Below are 16,466 nucleotides of genomic sequence, written 5' to 3' on the forward strand. Positions count from 1 at the left end.
CATTCACCCCAGTTCCCCCCGGAACTGCCCCAGCACGCGCGGGTCGTTGGCGTAGAAGTAGCGGATGTCGGGAATGCCGTACTTGAGCATGGCGATGCGCTCCGGCCCCAGCCCGAAGGCGAAGCCCGTCTTGCCCTCGTAGATGCGCAGCTTGCCCTCGGCCTCGCGCAGGTCGTCCACGGCCTTGAAGACATTGGGGTGCACCATGCCGCAGCCGCCCAGCTCCAGCCATTTGCTCTCGCCCCGCGGGTTTTCCCACCACACGGCAAAGTCCGCGCCCGGCTCCACGAAGGGGTAGTAGCTCGGCTGAAAGCGTACCCGCGCCGAAGGACCGTACAGCCCGCGCGCCATCTCGGCGATGGTGCCCTTGAGATCGGCCATGCTGATGCCGTCGCCCACGACCAGGCCTTCGAGCTGGTGGAACATCGCCTCGTGGGTGGCGTCGGTCGCCTCGTAGCGGTACACCTTGCCGCGCACCACGATTTTCAGGTCCGGCTCATGGTCCACCATGTAGCGGATCTGCATGGGGCTGGTGTGCGTGCGCAGCAGGCGGCCGTCTTCGAGCCAGAAGGTGTCCTGAAGGTCACGGGCAGGGTGGTACCACGGGACGTTCAGGGCCTCGAAGTTGTGGTGCTCGTCCTCGACCTCGGGGCCCTCCACGACCGCATAGCCCAAGCGCTCGTAGATGCCCAGCAGGTCGTCGTACACCCGGTTGATGGGGTGCAGGCCGCCGGTCGGCAGTCCCAGGCCCGGCAACGTCACGTCCACCGCCTCGGACGCCAGACGGGCGTCCAACGCTTCACGCTTGAGGATCACCTCGCGCTCGTCCAGGGCGGTCTGCAAGGCCGCGCGCACCGCGTTGATCTCGGCGCCGCGCGCCTTGCGCTCCTCGGGGGGCAGCTTGCCCAGACTGCCGAGTTCTTTGGTCACCAGCCCGCTCTTGCCCACGTACTTCGTCTTGACGGCCTGCAAGGCCTCCAGGGTGGTGGCCCCGGCGATCTCGTTCAGTGCGGTTTCCTGCATATGTCTCTCCTGTGCGAATCTGCGCCGGACGTTTCATGACCCGGCCAAAAGAAAACCCCCGCCGCGCAACAGGTGCGGGCGGGGCCAAGCGCGGCTGACCACGGTTCCAGGTGAACACTTCAGGTCAGCGCGGCCCCGCTCCAGGTAAACGGCGAAGGTGTACCGGGGCGGGGCGTCATGTCACGCAGCGTAGCAGACCGCCCGGCCGCTGCCCCCTGACCGGCGTTCCGGCTTCCCGGACAGCGGGTCAGGCCCCCTCAGGGCCCCTCGCGCGGCGGCAGGGCGGCGGCCCCGAACCAGAAGGCCTCGAAGGACCTGATGACCTCGACGAACTCGCCGACCGTCACCGGCTTGGGAATATAGGCGTTGGCATGCAGGTTGTAGCTGCGCCAGATGTCGCTCTCGGCGCGCGAGGTGGTCAGGACGATCACCGGAATACGGCGCAGCGCCTCGTCCTCCTTCAGGATGTCGAGCGCCTCGAGGCCGCTCATACGCGGCATGTTCAGGTCCATCAGGACCACATCGGGCGCCGGCGCTCCTGCGTAGGCGCCCTCGCGGCGCAGGAAGGCCAGCGCCTCGACGCCGTCGCGGGCCACGTGCAGGCGGTGGAGAAAATCGGCCTCGCCGAAGGCCTCCTCGGTCAGCAGGATGTCGGCCGGGTTGTCCTCGACCAGCAGGATCTCAATAGCTCTCATGGGGCAGGTCTCCGAGGGGCGCCGCGCCCGCGGGGGCGTCGGGCAGGCTGAACGAGAAGATACTGCCTTCACCCGGCACGCTGTCCACCCAGACCTCGCCGCCGTGGTGCTCGGCCGCGCTGCGCGTCACCGCCAGCCCGATGCCGCTGCCCTCGTAGGCGTCGTTGGCGTGCAGACGCTCGAAGACCCCGAAGATCCGCCCGAAATACTGGGCCTCAATGCCGATGCCGTTGTCGGACACCGACACCACCCAGCGCCCGGCCTCGCGCCTTGCCCCCACCGTCACGTGCGGGGTCCGGCCGGGCGCCCGGAACTTCAGGGCATTGGTGAGCAGGTTCAGGACCATATGGCGCAGAAGTTCGGCGTTGCCCTGCACGGTCGGCAGCGGCCCGACCTCTATTACGGCGCCCGTCTCCGCGACCTTGGTGCCCAGGTCGGCCACGATCTGCGCGCTCAGCTCGGCCAGATCCACCGGGGCGCTGACCGGCTTGGCGCTGCGCACGCGCGAAAAGGCCAGCAGGTCCTGGATGAGGTTTTTCAGGCGCTGCGTGGCCGAGATGGTAAAGGCGATGTACTGGTCGGCCCGCGCGTCGAGCTGGCCCCCGTAGCGCCGCGCGAGCAGTTCGGTGTAGCTGCCGATGGTCCGCAGCGGTTCTTGCAGGTCATGCGAGGCGACGTAGGCGAAGCGTTCGAGTTCGCGGTTGCTGCGCGACAGATTCACGTTGCTCTCGCGCAGGGCCTCGCCCGCCTCGGCCAGCGCCCGCTCGCGCTGCTGGACCGCCTGCGCCATGCGCCCGAACTGCCCACCCAGCACGTCGAGTTCCCGCACGCCGGTCCGGGCCAGGGGGCGGCCGTAGTTGCCGGCCGCCAGTTCGCCGGCGCCGCGCGTGAAGTCCTGCACGCCGCGCGACACGGTGCGGGCCGAACGCCGCGAGGCCCACAGCAGCAGCGCCGCGCACAGCAGGACGCCGGCCGGAGTGCCCCACTGCACTGCACGCAGGGTACGGCGGCTCTGGTCGAGGGCCGCCGCCAGGCGCTGGTTCTCGTTTTCGGCCATCAGGCCCAGCAGCTCGCGCGCCTGGGCCAGCTGCCGCCGCCCGAGGCCCTCGGCGACGAGCGCCGCCGCGCCGGCCAGCGACCGCCGCCGGGCCGTGATCTCCTGGGTGGCGGCTCCGGTGGCCCAGGCCCGCACCTCGGTATTCAGGAGGTCCAGGCTGCCGAGCTGCCGGGCCGTCGCTCCCTGCGTGCTTAGGCGCCCGACATCGCGCGTGAACGACACCTGCGCGCGGGCGTAGGGCTCCAGGTAGCTGTCGTCTCCTGTAATCACGAACCCGCGCTGGCTATTTTCCAGGTTCACGATGTCGCTCTCGAGCGAGCGGATCAGGTTCAGCCGGGCCTGGGAGGCCGTGACCTCCTGCACGCTGCGCCCGTTGACCCCCACGCCGTACAGCACCGCCGCCGCGAGCAGCACGAGCAGCAGCAGCGGGGCCAGCAGCGGCCGCAGGATCAGGCCCGAGAGTGTGGCGCCGTGCGGGGGGACGCCGGTGTCCGGTCCACCGGGCCCCGGCGCTCCGGGCGCCAGTCCGGACACCGCGGGCGCGGGGGGGGCGGACGTGGGCTGGGGCGCGGGCATGGCGGCCCCGATTGTAGGTCACCCCGGCAACCCAGCCGGCCGGCCGAAAGACGCGGGCGTGCGACCATAGACCTTATGGGCGAAGTACATGCGGAACCTTATCTCCTGGTGGTCGGCGTTTTGCTGATCGCCAGTCTGTTGGTCAGCCGACTGGGCGGGCGGCTCGGTATTCCAGGACTCTTGCTGTTTCTGGGTGTGGGAATGGTCGCGGGGTCCGACGGCCTGGGCATTCAATTTCACGACTACGCGCTGGCGCAGACACTGGGCATCGTGGCGCTGTGTTTCATTCTCTTTCAGGGCGGCCTGGACACGAGCTGGGCGCACACCCGCCCCGTGGTGCGCCGGGGCCTGAGCCTGGCGACCATCGGCGTGCTCGTCACGGCCGGGGTCATGGCGGGCTTCGTGCACCTCGTGTTCGGGTGGCCCTGGCTCACGTCCTGGCTGCTGGGCGCGGTGGTCAGTTCGACCGATGCCAGCGCGGTCTTCTCGGTCCTCAAGGAGCGGGCGCTGGGGCTCAAGGGCGACGTGGCCCCGCTGCTGGAATTCGAGTCGGGCGGCAACGACCCCATGGCCGTGTTCCTGACGGTCGGGCTGCTCGAACTCATCGGGCATCCGGGCATGGGCGTGCTGGAGATCGTGCCGCTGTTCCTGCGCGAAATGCTGCTGGGCGCGCTGCTGGGCGTGCTGCTGGGCCGCGCGGCGCTGTGGCTCCTGAACCGGTTGCAGCTCCAGTTCGAGGGCCTGTACTCGGTCCTGAGCCTCGCGCTGGCGCTGACCATCTTCAGCGGCACGGCCGTGCTGGGCGGCAGTGGCTTTCTGGCGATCTACATCGCCGGGGTCATCCTGGGCAACGCCGACTTCATCCACAAGCGCAGCCTGATCTCGTTTCACGACGGGCTGTCGTGGCTCATGCAGGTCGCCATGTTCCTGACGCTGGGCCTGCTCGTCAACCCGCGCGAACTGGTGCCGACCGCCGGGCTGGCACTGGCCTGCGCCCTGGTGCTGGTGTTCGTGGCGCGCCCCCTGAGCGTGTACCTCAGCCTCGCGCGCGCCAAGATGCCTTTCAACGAAAAGAGCATGGTCGCCTGGGTGGGTCTGCGCGGAGCCGTGCCCATCGTGCTGGCGACCTTTCCGCTGCTGGCGGGGGTGCCCGAGGCCCAGACCCTGTTCAACATCGTGTTCTTCATCGTCCTGACCAGCGTGCTGCTCCAGGGCACCACACTGGGGCTGGTCGCCCGCTGGCTGGGCGTGCGCGAGGCGCTGCCGCTGCGCACCGCCTACCCCATCACCTACACGCCCACCGGCCAGGGCAAGGGCGGCATGGTCGAGGTGGACGTGCGGGCGGGCGGCGAGGCCGACGGCGCGCGCATCGTGGACCTGCACCTGCCGCCCGAGGCCCTCGTCATCCTGATTCACCGTGCGGGCGAGTTCCTCATTCCCAAGGGGGCCACCGAGCTTCAGGCCGGCGACAGCGTGCTCGTGCTGGCACAGGACCGCGACCTCGGGGCCGTACGTCAGAAACTGGGCGGCGCGGTGCGGCCGGGGCAGCTACCATGAGCCTCATGCGAAAGTTTGTGGTGGCGGGCGTGCTGGCGACTCTGGGCGTGGCCTCGGCCGACGTGTACGTGCCGGGCACCACGGTGTCCTACGACGTGTCGCGCGAACAGACGACCGGCAAGAACACCAGCAACATCTTTCTGGACGAGGTCAACGACACGGTCAACAAGACCTTCGTCGCCCTGATGTGCCAGGACGGGGCCTTCGTGTTCTACCTCACGGCCAAGGACCCGCTGTACACCCTGGCCGACTATAAAACCAGGACCACACCGCCCCTGAGCTATCAGGTGGACGCCGGCACTCCGCGCACCGTCGCGTCCGTGTGGTCGGGCGAAGAGAACAAGCCCAACCTCAATGCCCTGTTCGTCCCCAACGAGGTCGACGCCCAGCTGCTCGCGGCCTTCCGCTCGGCCCAGAGCAAGGTGGTCATCCAGGTCAAGCGGGTGGGCCTGCGCGAACTGACCTACACCTTTCCGGTGCGGGGCCTGACGCAGGCCATCGCGGCCGTCAAGAACTGCAAGTAGGGGCGGGCGCCGGGAGCCTGCCCGGCCCCTCCTCGTCTGACCTGCAAAGACACCCTCCCTCCGGCGCCGGGGCGAGGGTGTTACGGTGAAGGCATGACGACCGCCGAGAACCCCGCCCGTGTCCGGGACACGGCCATTTTCGACCTGATCGCGCAGGAGGGAGAGCGCCAGCGCGTTGGCCTGGAACTGATCGCCTCGGAGAACTTCACCTCGGCGGCGGTGCGCGAGGCCCAGGGCAGCGTCCTGACCAACAAGTACGCCGAGGGCTACCCCGGCAAGCGCTGGTACGGCGGCTGCGAGGTCGTCGACAAGGTCGAGCAGCTGGCCATCGACCGCGTCAAGGAACTGTTCGGCGCCGCGTGGGCCAACGTGCAGCCGCACTCGGGCAGCAGCGCCAACCTCGCGGTGTACAACGCCCTGATCGAACCGGGGGCCACCGTGCTGGGCATGGACCTCTCGCACGGTGGGCACCTCACGCACGGCAACCCGGTGAACTTCTCGGGCCTGCGCTACCAGATCGTGGGCTACAAGGTCAGCCCCGATACCGAGCGCCTCGACATGGAGGAAGTGCGCCGCCTCGCCCACGAGCACCAGCCCAAGATGATCATTGCGGGCGCCAGCGCGTACAGCCGCCACATCGACTTCGCGGCCTTCCGCGAGATCGCCGACGAGGTGGGGGCCATCCTGTTCGCCGACATCGCACATATCGCGGGTCTGGTCGCGGCGGGCGAGCACCCCAACGCACTGCCCCACGCCCACGTGGTCGCCAGCACCACCCACAAGACCCTGCGTGGCCCGCGCGGCGGCATCATCCTGAGCAACGACCCCGAACTGGGCGCCAAGATCGACCGCGCCGTGTTTCCCGGCTACCAGGGCGGACCGCTGGAACACGTCATCGCCGGCAAGGCGGTGGCCTTCGGCGAGGCCCTGCAACCCGAATTCAAGGCGTACGCCAAGCAGGTCATCAAGAACGCGCAGGCGCTGGCCGCCGCCTTTGAAGCGCGCGGCTACCGCGTGGTCTCGGGGGGTACCGACAACCACCTGCTCGTGCTCGACCTGCGCGCCCAGGGCCTGAACGGCACCAAGGCGACCCGGCGACTCGACGGCAACTCCATCACGATCTCCAAGTCCACGCTGCCCTATGACACCGAGAAGATCATGCACGGCGGCGGCATCCGCCTGGGCACGCCCGCCGTCACCACGCGCGGCATGTTGGAAGCCGACATGGACACCATCGCCGGCCTGATTGACCGCGCCCTGAAGGAAGAGGACGTGACGGCCGAGGTCCACGCCTTCGCCGGGGGCTTCCCGCTGCCCTGAGCCCGTGCGCTGCTGGCGGCCGGCAGGGGACACAGAACGTCCCTGCCGGCCGCCTTCTACATCACGACGTCCAGACCGCTCAGGCACTCCTCGGCTATCGCGCGGGCCAGGGGGTCGCGGGTGCTGCGAGCGTAACTGACGCCGATGTGCAGGTGTTCCTGCCCGGTCTGGTCACCCACGAGGGCAAGGGTCTGGTAGAAGGCCAGATGCACGTGCGCGAGCAAGATGTCGCGGGTGCGCTCGGGGGGCAGACCACGCAGCCGCCGCAGGGCGTCGCCGTAGGCTACCTTCGCGCGGCGCTGGTCGCCCTCGACCGCCCACTCGCGGCCGAGTTGCAGGTCGCGCGCGGCACTGAGGTAGGCGGGCCTCACGTGGCCCTCCAGAGGGTCGCGCAGGCAGGAGGGTCCCGGAACATGCAGCCGATTCTAGCCCGCGCTGCTGCTCAGGGGCTCCACGCCTGACCGGAGACGCCCTGGCTAGTCTTCACGCGCAGAGACGGAAGTCCGCGGCTCAGAGCCAGCCCTTCTCGCGCGCCCGGCGGGCCGCCTCCACGCGGTTTTCGGCCGCCATCTTGCCGATGGCCTCGGAGAGGTAGTTGCGCACCGTACCCTCCGAAAGACCCAGGCCGGCGGCGATGGCCGAGGTGCTCGCTCCGCCCTCGGCGGCGCCCAGCACCTGCCGCTCGCGTTCGGTGAGGGGACTGGGGTCGGCCCACGCCTCGCCCGCCAGCGCGGGGTCGATGGCCCGCCCGCCCGCGTGCACCTGCCGGATGGCCTGCGCGAGTTCGGCGGCGGGCGCGTCCTTGAGCAGGTAGCCGCGCGCCCCGACCTCCAGCGCGCGGCGTAGGTAGCCCCCGCGCGCGAAGGTTGTCACGATGATGACGCGCACCTCCGGCAACTCGGCGCGCAGGCGCTCGGCCAGGTCCAGGCCACTGCGGCGGGGCATCTCGATGTCTGTGACCAGTACGTCGGGCCGCAGCGTGCGCGCCAGCACCAGCGCCTCGTCGCCTTCGGCTGCCGCGCCCACGACCTCCAGGCCGGGCTCCAGCGACAGCAGGGCCGTCAGCGCGCCGCGCACGAGCGCCTGGTCCTCAGCCAGCAGCACCCGGATCACGCCCGCACCGCCGCCGGGCCGCTCAGGCGCTCGGTGACGGCCGGAAACTGGGCGCGCAGCCGCGTGCCGCCCCGGCCGTCACGGTCCAGCGTGCCGCCGATGGCCCGGACCCGTTCGCGCATGCCAGTCAGGCCGCTGCCCTCGGGGGCCTGACCTCCCACGCCGTCGTCGCGGATGTCCAGGGTGTAACCGCGCGGCCCGGCCTCCACGGCCACCCGGACCTCGCTGGCGCGGGCGTGACGCACGACGTTGGTCACGGCCTCGCGCAGCAGCATGGCGGCGGTGGCCTCGACCTCACGGGGCAGCTCGGGCAGGGGCCCGCCGATCTTCAGGACTACGCCCGCCGTGTCCAGGGCCACCTTGGCGCGGGCGAGTTCGGCGGTCAGCCCGCTGCCCTGGTAGCCGCGCACCGCCGCACGCACCTCGTGCAGGGCCTCACGGCTGATGCGCTCGACCTCACGGATCTCGGCGGCGGCCTGGGCCGGGGCACGCTCGGCGAGGCGGCTCGCCAGTTCGCTCTTGAGGACGATGACGCTCAGGGTATGGCCCAGCAGGTCGTGCAGGTCGCGGGCGATGCGCTCCCGCTCGGCCTCGGCAGCCAGCTTCTCCTGCTCGCGCTGCAACTGGGCCAGCCGCGCCTGGGCGACGTGCCGCAGGAACCCGGCGTGGTTGGCATAGGCCGTGACCAGGGTGAACACCACGTTGGTCAGCAGCCACGGCAGGTCGTCCAGGGTGTAGCTTCCGCTCCACAGCGGCAGGGCCATGACGAGCGCCGCGAACAGGCCGCCCCACAGCGCCACGTGGCCGCGCGACTGGTAGCCGATGAGCGCTCCGGCGTACACCAGAAAGGCCGAGGCCCCGCTGCCTGCAAGCACGAAGGTCACGCCGTAGGTCACCAGCGCCGCACACCAGCCGATCAGGGCCCACCGTTCGTGGCCCGCCCGGCCGCGCCAGAAGGTCAGCACATAGATCACGAGGAACCCCGCCAGCATCCCCCAGAACAGCGCCGTCTCGGCCAGCGTATGGGCCTCCTGCAAGAAGCCCATCACCGGATAGGCCAGGAACATCAGCCAGACGAAGGGAAACAGATCCCAGAAATAGCGGGGCCTGAGGGACATCGGACACCTCCAGAGGGCGGCGAGAACGACAAAGGAAATAGGAAGCGGTGGCCCGCGGCCCCTTCCCCATCATGCACCCGCCCGCCGGAACGACGTTCATCTGCCTGACCTTCTGCCTGTTCCTGGCCCGCCACCGGACTCCGGACGCGGGGCTTAGCCTTCCCGGCTCTCGTCACGCTGCATTCCCCGCAGGGCCACCAGCCCGAACACGGCTGTGAAGGCCAGCAGCGCCAGCCAGTGCCCCGGCTCCTGAGCACCCTGGCCCGCCACCGTTCCCACGCCGATCTGGCCCAGGTGATAGGCGGGAAGCCACGGCGCGAGGCCGCGCACGAAGCTGGGCAGGCCCTCGAAGGGAATGAAGAGCCCCGAGGCGAAAGCCATGATGACACTCACGAGCTGCGCCGTGATCTGGGCCGCCTGCGGGTTGGCGACAAAGCCCACCGCCAGCCCCAGGGCGATCAGCGGCACCATGCCCAGCAGTAGTTTGCCCAGGGTCAGCAGCGCCAGCCCCGCGCCCATCGTCACGCCGCCCGCGAAGTGCGCGAAGGCGTACAGGGCCGCCAGGGCCAGCGTGCTGAACAGCAGAGCCGCGAGCACCTTGGCCGCGAAGAACAGCGCCGAGGGCATGGGCGAGGCCCGCAGCAGCCGCAGCCAGCCGCCGACCCGCTCGGCCGCGATGCCCGACCCGAAGCTGAACATGGCGAGGCTAAGGAGCGAGTAGATCCCGAACCGCACCAGGATGATCTGCCCGACGCTCACGCCGCCCTCCGTGACCTCGCGCACGGCGGGCAGCCCGAACAGCGCGAAGAACAGGATGGGGAACCCGACGGTCCCGGCCGCGAACATGGGGTTGCGCAGCATCCGGCGCAGTTCGGCCAGCGTGAGCTGGGTCAGGGCGGGAAGCAGGGGCGCGGTGCGGCCGGCGGTGGGCTGCGGCAGGTCGGTGGTCGGGGGAAGATCGGTGAGCTGGGTCATAGCAGGACTCCTCGGGAGACGCAGGGGGGCTTCAGGCCTGGGCGGCGGAAGTGGAAGCAGGACGGGTCAGGTGGAGGAAGGCGTCTTCGAGGGTGGCCCGCGTAACTTCGAGACCGCGCAGTTCGGTGCCGCCCAGGAACAGGGCGCGCAGCGTGAGTTCGGGGGTGCGGGTGCGCAGCTCGGCGTGTCCGGCGGCGTCCACCCGCGCCTCTTCCACGCCCGGCAGGGCGCGCAGCTCGGCCAGCACGAGGTCGGAGACGAACCGGACCCGCGCGCGCCCCACCCCGGCACGCAGGGCGTCGGGCGTGCCGTCGGCCAGAATCTGCCCGCCGTTCATGACGACCACGCGGTCGGCGGCGCGCTCGGCTTCCTCGAGGTAGTGGGTGGTGAGCAGCACTGTGCGGCCCGCGCCGCGCAGCCGCGACACCGCCTCCCAGAAGGCGATGCGGCTGCCCGCGTCCATCCCGGTCGTCGGCTCGTCGATGAGCAGTACCGCCGGGTTGCCGACCACCGCCAGGGCAAAGGCCAGCCGCCGTTTCTGCCCGCCCGAGAGCGCTCCGGCGCGGCGCCCGGCGAGGCTACCCAGATCGGCCAGAGCCAGCGCCTCCGACACCGCCAGCGGCTGCGGATAGAAACTGGCGAAGAGCTGCACAGCCTCGCGCACCGTCAGGCCGAGCGGAATCGCGCTTTCCTGCGGCATGGCCCCCACGCGCGAGCGCACTCCGGGGCGCTGCGGGTCCCCGCCCAGCACCCGCACCTCGCCGCGGGTGGGGCGTGCCAGCCCCAGCAGCAGCGAGATGGCGGTGGTCTTGCCGGCGCCGTTGGGCCCCAGCAGCGCCGTCAGTTCACCTGCCCGCACCTCCAGCGTCAGGTCGCGCAGCGCCTGCACCGCCCCGAAGGTCTTGTCCACGCCCCGCAGCTCTATCGCGTTCATGCCTTCATGGTGCGCGCCGGCCGGCGCGCGGCCCAGTGCGCGCTGTCAGGTGGCGGGGGTGACAAGTGTCACAGGGGGGGAGGCGTTCGTCTCTCCTTTGCCCTGCACGCCCCGCCCGCCACTTCCCGCTAGACTCGCCGCATGGCCGACCTTGACCGCGTGCGTGAGGCCCTGCGCGCCAGCATGACCGCCTGGGCCACCCTGGAAGTGCGGGGCGACCAGGCCCGCGTGATTCCTTCTCCCGACCTCGATTCCCTGGTCGCCCACCTCGAACAGGCCGACCCCGGCTGGAGTATCGGTTGGAGCTGCGACGCCACTTCGCCCTACGTGGTGCACGTCCGGCTGGATGCGGGCGGCGTATCGCGCGGGGGTCTGGGCAGCGGCCCGACCCTGCACGACGCCCGGCTCGCGGCCCTGGCCGACGCCGCGCGGCTCTACGGGGTAGGTACGGGCGGCGAGGGCCACTGGGTCGAGTACGACCCCGAAGACGGCCCGAACACCGCCGACCTCGACGCTGACCTAGGCGAAGACGGCGCCGCTCCCGCGCCCCGGCCCGCCGCGCTGCCCCCCGAGCCGCCGCGCGACCCGCAGATGGACAAGGCGCGGCGGCACATTGAAGACCTCATCGACCAGCTCAAGGCGGCGGGCAAGAGCGGCGAGGCCACCCGCGTCCTGCTGCGCGGGTACGGCGAGACCCTCGAGGAGAGCCGCGCCATCTACAAAGAACTTCAGGCCATCCTGCGGGGCTAGGACATGCACAAGCTGATCGCCATCGGAGACGTGCACGCCGATTTTGGACTGCTGTGGGACGCCCTGCGCGCCGCGAGTTGCGTGGACGCGCAGGGCCGGCCCACCGCCCCCGTCGTCTCGGGGCTGTATCAGGTCATCCTGATCGGCGACCTCGTGCATCCCAAGAGCGCCGAGGGCTACGCGCGCCTCATCGGCGCCGAGGCCTTCGACCCGCGCGACGAGGAACACCTCCTGAAAGCGGCGCGTGAGCAGGTCCGCGAACTCGGACGCCTGCGTGCCTATCAGGAAGCGGCGCCGCACAGCGTGCATATCATCCTCGGCAACCACGACGACGCCGTTCTGAACCCCAAATTCGTGCTGGGCACGAGCGGGGGCCTGCGCCACGTCGAGTTCGACCCGGGACGCGGCGGCGTGATGCTCCCGCCCCACCTGCACGAATGGATGAGCGGCTTCGTGCGCGAGCTGCGCATAGGGGACGTGCAGTTCGCCCACGTCTCGCCGCTGCCGGCCCACCTGCACTACGACGACCTGTTTTACGCCGACCACAGCTCCAAACGCTGGTTTCGCGAGACGCCGGAGTATGTGCAGATGGCCGGACTGCGCTTCGGCGTGTACGGGCATACCCAGCCCGGCGGCGGCATCCTCTTTCACCACGACCCTCAGGGCGAGCTCAGCTTCGCCATGATCGACGCCCTCCAGGAGCGGGAATACCTGGAAGTCATGTACGACAGCACCGAAACCGCACAGCTACGCAGCGTCTGCGCCGTCCCCTTCTGAGGGCTGCGCGCGTTGTTGACAACTGTGGGGTGCGCGGCTATCCTTAACCCCGCTGCTTTTCGGAGTGGCGAAAACACCAGACTGGTCCGGTAGTGTAGCGGTTAGCATATCTGCCTGTCACGCAGAAGGTCGCGGGTTCAAATCCCGTCCGGACCGCCAAGTCCCCTCCGGGGGCAAGGCTAGGTAGCTCAGCTGGTAGAGCAAACGATTGAAAATCGTTGGGTCGCCGGTTCAAATCCGGCCCTGGCCACCAAGAAGACCCCCGCCCCATCCGGCGGGGGATTTTTCGATTCTTCCGCTCAGTGGGGCGGGCCGCAGATGCCGCCGCGCGATCTCGACTGGGGAGGGCATGGCACCCTGTGGGCTCTGAACCGGGCTGCGCGGCGGCTGGTCCTGCACTCCACAGGCAACCGCCTGCGCCAGCCCCTGACCTGTACACGTTCCCGGCCCAGAACTTCGTGGTAGTCGGACGGCCGTGAAAGCCCGCAAGTAGGCGCGAACCAGGCACACCTCTCCCGTCAATCCGGCGGGGGCTTTTTTGTACCCCCCTGTGCCGCGTTGTCCCGCCGCGCCGCGCCTCCCAGGCCCGATACTGGTGGGCGCTGCCGCATCGCGGCGGACATTCTTCATGCCGGACGACCTGTCTTGTCGTCCCGGTCGCCCACGCAGCGACTGCCCCGAGGAGCCCCACCATGACCATTCAGGACCAGAATCGCCCCGCCCAGAGCCAGGACCAGAACGGCTGCGCCCCCGCCAACCCCGGTTTCGACCGCCGCTACGACGTGCAGGGCCTGGATGCCATCGACGTGGCCGTGCTGGGCACCTTTCCAAACGTGCGGGACGACGATCCCGTGCGCTACCCCGGCGAGCCGATGCAGGTCGAGATCGTGACCGACGAGTTCAGCCCGGTGTGCCCCTGGAGCGGCCTGCCCGACTTCGGCCGCCTGGAGATCAAGTACCTGCCGCGCACGAGCTGCGTGGAACTCAAGAGCCTGAAGTACTACCTCACGAGCTACCGCTTCGTGGGCATCTACCACGAGCACGCGACCCAGCGCGTCCTGGCCGATCTGGTGGCGCTGCTCGACCCGCTGAGCATGGAGATCCGCTGCGACTACGGGATGCGCGGCGGCCTGAACACCATCTGTACGGTGCGCTACGTGGCCCCCGACCACGCCCTGCCCGGCGCGGCCCGCTGATGCCCTGGCGACTGGCGACCGAGTTCACCTTCGACTCGGCGCACACCATCGTGGGCTACGACGGCCCCTGCGGGCGGCTGCACGGCCACACCTACCGCGTGCGGCTGGAGCTGACCTCAGAGCGCCTGCGGCCGAGTGCGCATGTGGGCCGGGCGATCATGGTGGCCGACTTCAAGACCCTGAAGTGGGCCAAGAAGGACATCAAGGCGGGCGGCCTGGACCACGCCTACCTCAACGACCTGCCGGAACTGGGTGACGATACGACGGCCGAGGTGATCGCGGCGTACATCCACCGCCACACGGTGGCGCGCGTGCGGGCCGACCTGCCGGCGGGCGACGACGGCGCCGACCTGAAGTTGCGCGTGACGCTGTGGGAAACGCCCGACAGCAGCTGCGAGTACTGGGAGTAGCGGGCCATGCGTTATCCCGTCTACGAACGCTTCTATACCTGGCAGGGCGAGGGCGTGCACCTGGGGCGCGCGGCGTACTTCATCCGGCTGTACGGCTGCCCGCAGGCCTGCGCGTGGTGCGACAGCGCCGGCACCTGGCACAAGGATTTTCGCCCCGAAGGCGTGACCCTGATGTCGGCCGAGGACTTGGCCGGGGCCGTGCGGGCCGAGAGTCCGGACGGCGCCTTCGTGGTCGTCACGGGCGGCGAGCCGATCCTGTTCGACCTCGCGCCCCTGGTGGATGCCCTGCACGCCCTGGGCCGCCGGGTGCACATCGAAACGAGCGGTATCGCGCCTCTGCGTGGCGACCTGGACTGGGTGACGCTCTCGCCCAAGCCCTTCGGCCAGTGGCCGCTGCCAGAGGTGGTCGCCCGCGCCGACGAGGTCAAGCTCATCGTGCATGAGCCCGGCGACATCGGCGCCGGGCTGGAGACGCTCGCGGGGCTGCGGGAGGACGCCGTGGTCTGGCTGCACCCCGAGTGGAGCAGGGCCCGCGAGCGCGACGCCGGCGTGCTGAACGCCATCACACAGGCCGTGAAGGAAGACCCGCGCCTGCGGGCCGGATACCAGATGCACAAGCTCTACCGCGCCGACGACCTCGACGCACACAGCGACAAGCGCCTCATTCCCCTCGGCGGGAATCCGGGGCTGGGGTACTAGCATGACTGACACACAAAAACGCGCCGTGGTACTCCTGTCGGGCGGACTGGACTCCAGCACCGTGCTGGGTCTGACCGCGCGCGAGGGCTACGCCTGCACGGCCCTCTCCTTCCGGTACGGGCAGCGGCACACTGTCGAGCTGGAACGTGCGGCCCTGATCGCGCGGCAGTTCGGGGCCGACCACCGCGTCATCGACATCAATATCGGCAGCTTTGGCGGCAGCGCCCTGACCGACGAGCGCCTGGAGGTGCCCACCGGGGGGACCCAGGACGGCGTGATTCCGCCGACCTACGTTCCGGGGCGCAACACGGTGTTCATCGCGGTGGCGCTGAGCCTCGCGGAGGCCATCGGCGCCGAGCGGGTCTGCCTGGGGATCAACGCGGTGGACTACAGCGGCTACCCCGACTGCCGCCCGGAATACCTCGCGGCCTACCAGACCCTTGCTGACCTCGCCAGCAAGGCGGGACTGGAGGGGCGCGGCGCCGTGCTCACCGCGCCCCTGCTGGCGATGACGAAGGTGGACATCGTACGCGCGGCGCTGGACCTCGGCGTGCCCATTCAGGCCACTTGGAGCTGCTACCAGGGCGGTGAGGAACCGTGCGGCGTGTGCGACTCGTGCCTCATCCGCGACCGCGCGCTGGCCGAAGCCGGACACCCCGAGCTGACTGGACCAGCCTCGCCCTACCACCAGGGCTGAAACTGGACAGCGGCGCCGAGAACCTCCCGGCGCCGCTGTCCAGGGGCTCTCTCAGCGCTCGGAGGCCGGAGTAGGCAGTTCGGCGTGGGGTGTGGAGTCGCCGCGCGTGCTGAGCATTGTCGCCCCCACGACGAGAAGTCCTCCCAGCAGCCCGCGCAGCCCCACCTGTTCCCCGATGAGCACAAAGCTGAAGGCGGTGGCCGTCACCGGTTCCAGCGTGTAGACCAGACTCGCCTCGGCAGCGCTCACGTGGCGCTGGCCGACCGTCTGGAGCAGCGTGGTCAGCGCGGTCGCCACCACGCCGAGGTACAGCAGCGGCCACCACGCCTCCGGAGGGGGCAGCAGCCGGCCCGGCTCGGCGATCACCGCCCAGACCAGGGCCAGTCCCGCGACCGACAGCACCTGCGCCAGCGTGAAGGGCAGCGGCGCGTGGCTGCGCGCCATCTTCTCCAGCGTGACGATGAACCCCGCGTAGGTCACGGCGCAGGCCAGCGCCCACAGGTCGCCCACCACCAGTTGCCCGCCTTCCCAGGACAGCAGGGCCAGCCCCGCGACCGCCAGCGGCAGGGCGGCCCACAGCGCAGCCGGCATTCGGCGCCGCTGCGCCAGCACGAGCCAGGTGGGAACCAGCACCACGCTCAGCGCCGTGAAGAAGGCCGCGCGGTTGGCTCCCGTCGTCTGGAGGGCCACCGTCTGGGTGCCGTAGCCGGCGATGAGCCATGCCCCAAGCAGAAGACCGTCGCGCCACAGTGGCGTGGTCGGCGCCGCAGCGGGCCGGGCCGGTCGCAGCAATAGTGCAGCAGGCAGCAGTGCCAGTGCCCCGATGATGAAACGCCACGCGATGAGGACCGCCGGCGGCAGCACCTCGCCCAGCTGCTTGACCACCGCGAAGGTGCTGCCCCAGACCGCCGTCACGAGGATGAGGAGGAGCAGGCCGCGCAGACGAGGGGTCATCGCGGCCTTCCGGCCCAGGCCGGACGACCGGCGCGGAGAAACTTCAGATCGGACACGACGAGAATTGTAAGGAGAGAACAGCGAAAGAGGC

18 protein-coding genes and 2 tRNA genes are annotated in these 16,466 nt (G+C 70.1%); 11 read left to right on the plus strand and 9 right to left on the minus strand.

The genetic code is table 11. The features are described 5' to 3' along the window. Positions 1-3 precede the first annotated feature (3 nt). The 3 genes from pheS to ASF71_RS21720 form a co-directional block, all read right to left on the minus strand. Positions 4-1,023, minus strand: a complete 1,020-nt coding sequence (pheS, locus tag ASF71_RS21710; protein WP_056304032.1) for a phenylalanine--tRNA ligase subunit alpha — start codon at positions 1,021-1,023, stop codon at positions 4-6. A 257-nt stretch (positions 1,024-1,280) separates the two neighbouring features. Further along, on the minus strand, positions 1,281-1,718 hold the full coding sequence (locus ASF71_RS21715; RefSeq protein WP_056304034.1) for a response regulator: 438 nt from the start codon (positions 1,716-1,718) through the stop codon (positions 1,281-1,283). After that, a complete protein-coding gene (locus ASF71_RS21720) occupies positions 1,705-3,351 on the minus strand; it encodes an ATP-binding protein (RefSeq protein WP_235514689.1) in 1,647 nt (548 codons plus the stop codon). The genes ASF71_RS21715 and ASF71_RS21720 overlap by 14 nt, the downstream gene beginning before the upstream one ends. A gap of 75 nt (positions 3,352-3,426) precedes the next feature. Here ASF71_RS21720 and ASF71_RS21725 point away from each other — a divergent pair, with 75 nt between their 5' ends. The 3 genes from ASF71_RS21725 (at position 3,427) to glyA (ending at position 6,752) form a co-directional block, all read left to right on the plus strand. Further along, entirely contained in the window at positions 3,427-4,908 is a 1,482-nt protein-coding gene (locus ASF71_RS21725) for a potassium/proton antiporter (protein WP_056304035.1), read from the plus strand. Positions 4,909-4,913: 5 nt separating this feature from the next. Further along, on the plus strand, positions 4,914-5,432 hold the full coding sequence (locus tag ASF71_RS21730) for a hypothetical protein (protein WP_056304037.1): 519 nt from the start codon (positions 4,914-4,916) through the stop codon (positions 5,430-5,432). Positions 5,433-5,525: 93 nt separating this feature from the next. Further along, positions 5,526-6,752, plus strand: a complete 1,227-nt coding sequence (gene glyA / locus ASF71_RS21735) for a serine hydroxymethyltransferase (protein ID WP_056304038.1) — start codon at positions 5,526-5,528, stop codon at positions 6,750-6,752. A gap of 56 nt (positions 6,753-6,808) precedes the next feature. Here the strand turns inward: glyA and ASF71_RS21740 are convergent, their stop codons facing one another. The 5 genes from ASF71_RS21740 to ASF71_RS21760 form a co-directional block, all read right to left on the minus strand. After that, complete coding sequence (locus ASF71_RS21740; protein WP_056304040.1) at positions 6,809-7,123, minus strand: hypothetical protein; 315 nt, start codon at positions 7,121-7,123, stop codon at positions 6,809-6,811. Positions 7,124-7,262: 139 nt separating this feature from the next. Continuing rightward, the gene (locus tag ASF71_RS21745; protein ID WP_056304042.1) at positions 7,263-7,865 is read right to left on the minus strand and encodes a response regulator transcription factor; all 603 of its coding nucleotides are present in this window, start codon (positions 7,863-7,865) and stop codon (positions 7,263-7,265) included. Further along, the gene (locus ASF71_RS21750; protein WP_056304044.1) at positions 7,862-8,983 is read right to left on the minus strand and encodes a sensor histidine kinase; all 1,122 of its coding nucleotides are present in this window, start codon (positions 8,981-8,983) and stop codon (positions 7,862-7,864) included. Before ASF71_RS21750 ends, ASF71_RS21745 begins: the two co-directional genes overlap by 4 nt. 153 nt (positions 8,984-9,136) lie before the next feature. Beyond that, positions 9,137-9,958 (minus strand): ABC transporter permease, encoded by an 822-nt coding sequence (locus tag ASF71_RS21755; RefSeq protein ID WP_056304045.1) that lies wholly within the window; start codon positions 9,956-9,958, stop codon positions 9,137-9,139. 31 nt (positions 9,959-9,989) lie between these two features. Further along, positions 9,990-10,892 carry an ABC transporter ATP-binding protein gene (locus tag ASF71_RS21760; RefSeq protein ID WP_056304048.1) on the minus strand — a complete coding sequence of 301 codons (903 nt, stop codon included), beginning with the start codon at positions 10,890-10,892 and terminating at the stop codon, positions 9,990-9,992. Between the two features lie 141 nt (positions 10,893-11,033). On the opposite strand from ASF71_RS21760, the gene ASF71_RS21765 reads away from it, so the two are divergent. From ASF71_RS21765 to queC, 8 genes are all read left to right on the plus strand, one after another. Beyond that, the gene (locus ASF71_RS21765; RefSeq protein ID WP_056304051.1) at positions 11,034-11,642 is read left to right on the plus strand and encodes a hypothetical protein; all 609 of its coding nucleotides are present in this window, start codon (positions 11,034-11,036) and stop codon (positions 11,640-11,642) included. A 3-nt stretch (positions 11,643-11,645) separates the two neighbouring features. Further along, the gene (locus tag ASF71_RS21770; RefSeq protein WP_056304053.1) at positions 11,646-12,419 is read left to right on the plus strand and encodes a metallophosphoesterase; all 774 of its coding nucleotides are present in this window, start codon (positions 11,646-11,648) and stop codon (positions 12,417-12,419) included. An 83-nt stretch (positions 12,420-12,502) separates the two neighbouring features. Then, positions 12,503-12,578 (plus strand) — tRNA-Asp (locus tag ASF71_RS21775). An 18-nt stretch (positions 12,579-12,596) separates the two neighbouring features. Beyond that, positions 12,597-12,672 (plus strand) — tRNA-Phe (locus ASF71_RS21780). A 439-nt stretch (positions 12,673-13,111) separates the two neighbouring features. Then, positions 13,112-13,615, plus strand: a complete 504-nt coding sequence (gene queF, locus ASF71_RS21785; protein WP_235514691.1) for a preQ(1) synthase — start codon at positions 13,112-13,114, stop codon at positions 13,613-13,615. Next, on the plus strand, positions 13,615-14,025 hold the full coding sequence (locus tag ASF71_RS21790) for a 6-carboxytetrahydropterin synthase (RefSeq protein ID WP_056304055.1): 411 nt from the start codon (positions 13,615-13,617) through the stop codon (positions 14,023-14,025). The genes queF and ASF71_RS21790 overlap by 1 nt, the downstream gene beginning before the upstream one ends. Positions 14,026-14,031: 6 nt before the next feature. Further along, entirely contained in the window at positions 14,032-14,724 is a 693-nt protein-coding gene (locus ASF71_RS21795) for a 7-carboxy-7-deazaguanine synthase QueE (protein ID WP_056304057.1), read from the plus strand. A gap of 1 nt (position 14,725) precedes the next feature. Then, entirely contained in the window at positions 14,726-15,421 is a 696-nt protein-coding gene (gene queC, locus ASF71_RS21800; protein ID WP_056304058.1) for a 7-cyano-7-deazaguanine synthase QueC, read from the plus strand. Between the two features lie 51 nt (positions 15,422-15,472). Here the strand turns inward: queC and ASF71_RS21805 are convergent, their stop codons facing one another. Then, complete coding sequence (locus tag ASF71_RS21805; protein WP_056304060.1) at positions 15,473-16,375, minus strand: DMT family transporter; 903 nt, start codon at positions 16,373-16,375, stop codon at positions 15,473-15,475. Positions 16,376-16,466 lie beyond the last annotated feature (91 nt).

Source organism: Deinococcus sp. Leaf326, from assembly GCF_001424185.1.
Taxonomy (GTDB): domain Bacteria; phylum Deinococcota; class Deinococci; order Deinococcales; family Deinococcaceae; genus Deinococcus.

What these genes read in the sequence shown, in the direction of transcription:
- pheS (WP_056304032.1), bottom strand. Translation starts at nt 1,023, where the DNA reads ATGCAGGAAACCGCACTGAACGAGATCGCCGGGGCCACCACCCTGGAG.
- ASF71_RS21715 (WP_056304034.1), bottom strand. Translation starts at nt 1,718, where the DNA reads ATGAGAGCTATTGAGATCCTGCTGGTCGAGGACAACCCGGCCGACATC.
- ASF71_RS21720 (WP_235514689.1), bottom strand. Translation starts at nt 3,351, where the DNA reads ATGCCCGCGCCCCAGCCCACGTCCGCCCCCCCCGCGCCCGCGGTGTCC.
- ASF71_RS21725 (WP_056304035.1), top strand. Translation starts at nt 3,427, where the DNA reads ATGGGCGAAGTACATGCGGAACCTTATCTCCTGGTGGTCGGCGTTTTG.
- ASF71_RS21730 (WP_056304037.1), top strand. Translation starts at nt 4,914, where the DNA reads ATGCGAAAGTTTGTGGTGGCGGGCGTGCTGGCGACTCTGGGCGTGGCC.
- glyA (WP_056304038.1), top strand. Translation starts at nt 5,526, where the DNA reads ATGACGACCGCCGAGAACCCCGCCCGTGTCCGGGACACGGCCATTTTC.
- ASF71_RS21750 (WP_056304044.1), bottom strand. Translation starts at nt 8,983, where the DNA reads ATGTCCCTCAGGCCCCGCTATTTCTGGGATCTGTTTCCCTTCGTCTGG.
- ASF71_RS21755 (WP_056304045.1), bottom strand. Translation starts at nt 9,958, where the DNA reads ATGACCCAGCTCACCGATCTTCCCCCGACCACCGACCTGCCGCAGCCC.
- ASF71_RS21760 (WP_056304048.1), bottom strand. Translation starts at nt 10,892, where the DNA reads ATGAACGCGATAGAGCTGCGGGGCGTGGACAAGACCTTCGGGGCGGTG.
- ASF71_RS21765 (WP_056304051.1), top strand. Translation starts at nt 11,034, where the DNA reads ATGGCCGACCTTGACCGCGTGCGTGAGGCCCTGCGCGCCAGCATGACC.
- ASF71_RS21770 (WP_056304053.1), top strand. Translation starts at nt 11,646, where the DNA reads ATGCACAAGCTGATCGCCATCGGAGACGTGCACGCCGATTTTGGACTG.
- queF (WP_235514691.1), top strand. Translation starts at nt 13,112, where the DNA reads ATGACCATTCAGGACCAGAATCGCCCCGCCCAGAGCCAGGACCAGAAC.
- ASF71_RS21790 (WP_056304055.1), top strand. Translation starts at nt 13,615, where the DNA reads ATGCCCTGGCGACTGGCGACCGAGTTCACCTTCGACTCGGCGCACACC.
- ASF71_RS21795 (WP_056304057.1), top strand. Translation starts at nt 14,032, where the DNA reads ATGCGTTATCCCGTCTACGAACGCTTCTATACCTGGCAGGGCGAGGGC.
- queC (WP_056304058.1), top strand. Translation starts at nt 14,726, where the DNA reads ATGACTGACACACAAAAACGCGCCGTGGTACTCCTGTCGGGCGGACTG.
- ASF71_RS21805 (WP_056304060.1), bottom strand. Translation starts at nt 16,375, where the DNA reads ATGACCCCTCGTCTGCGCGGCCTGCTCCTCCTCATCCTCGTGACGGCG.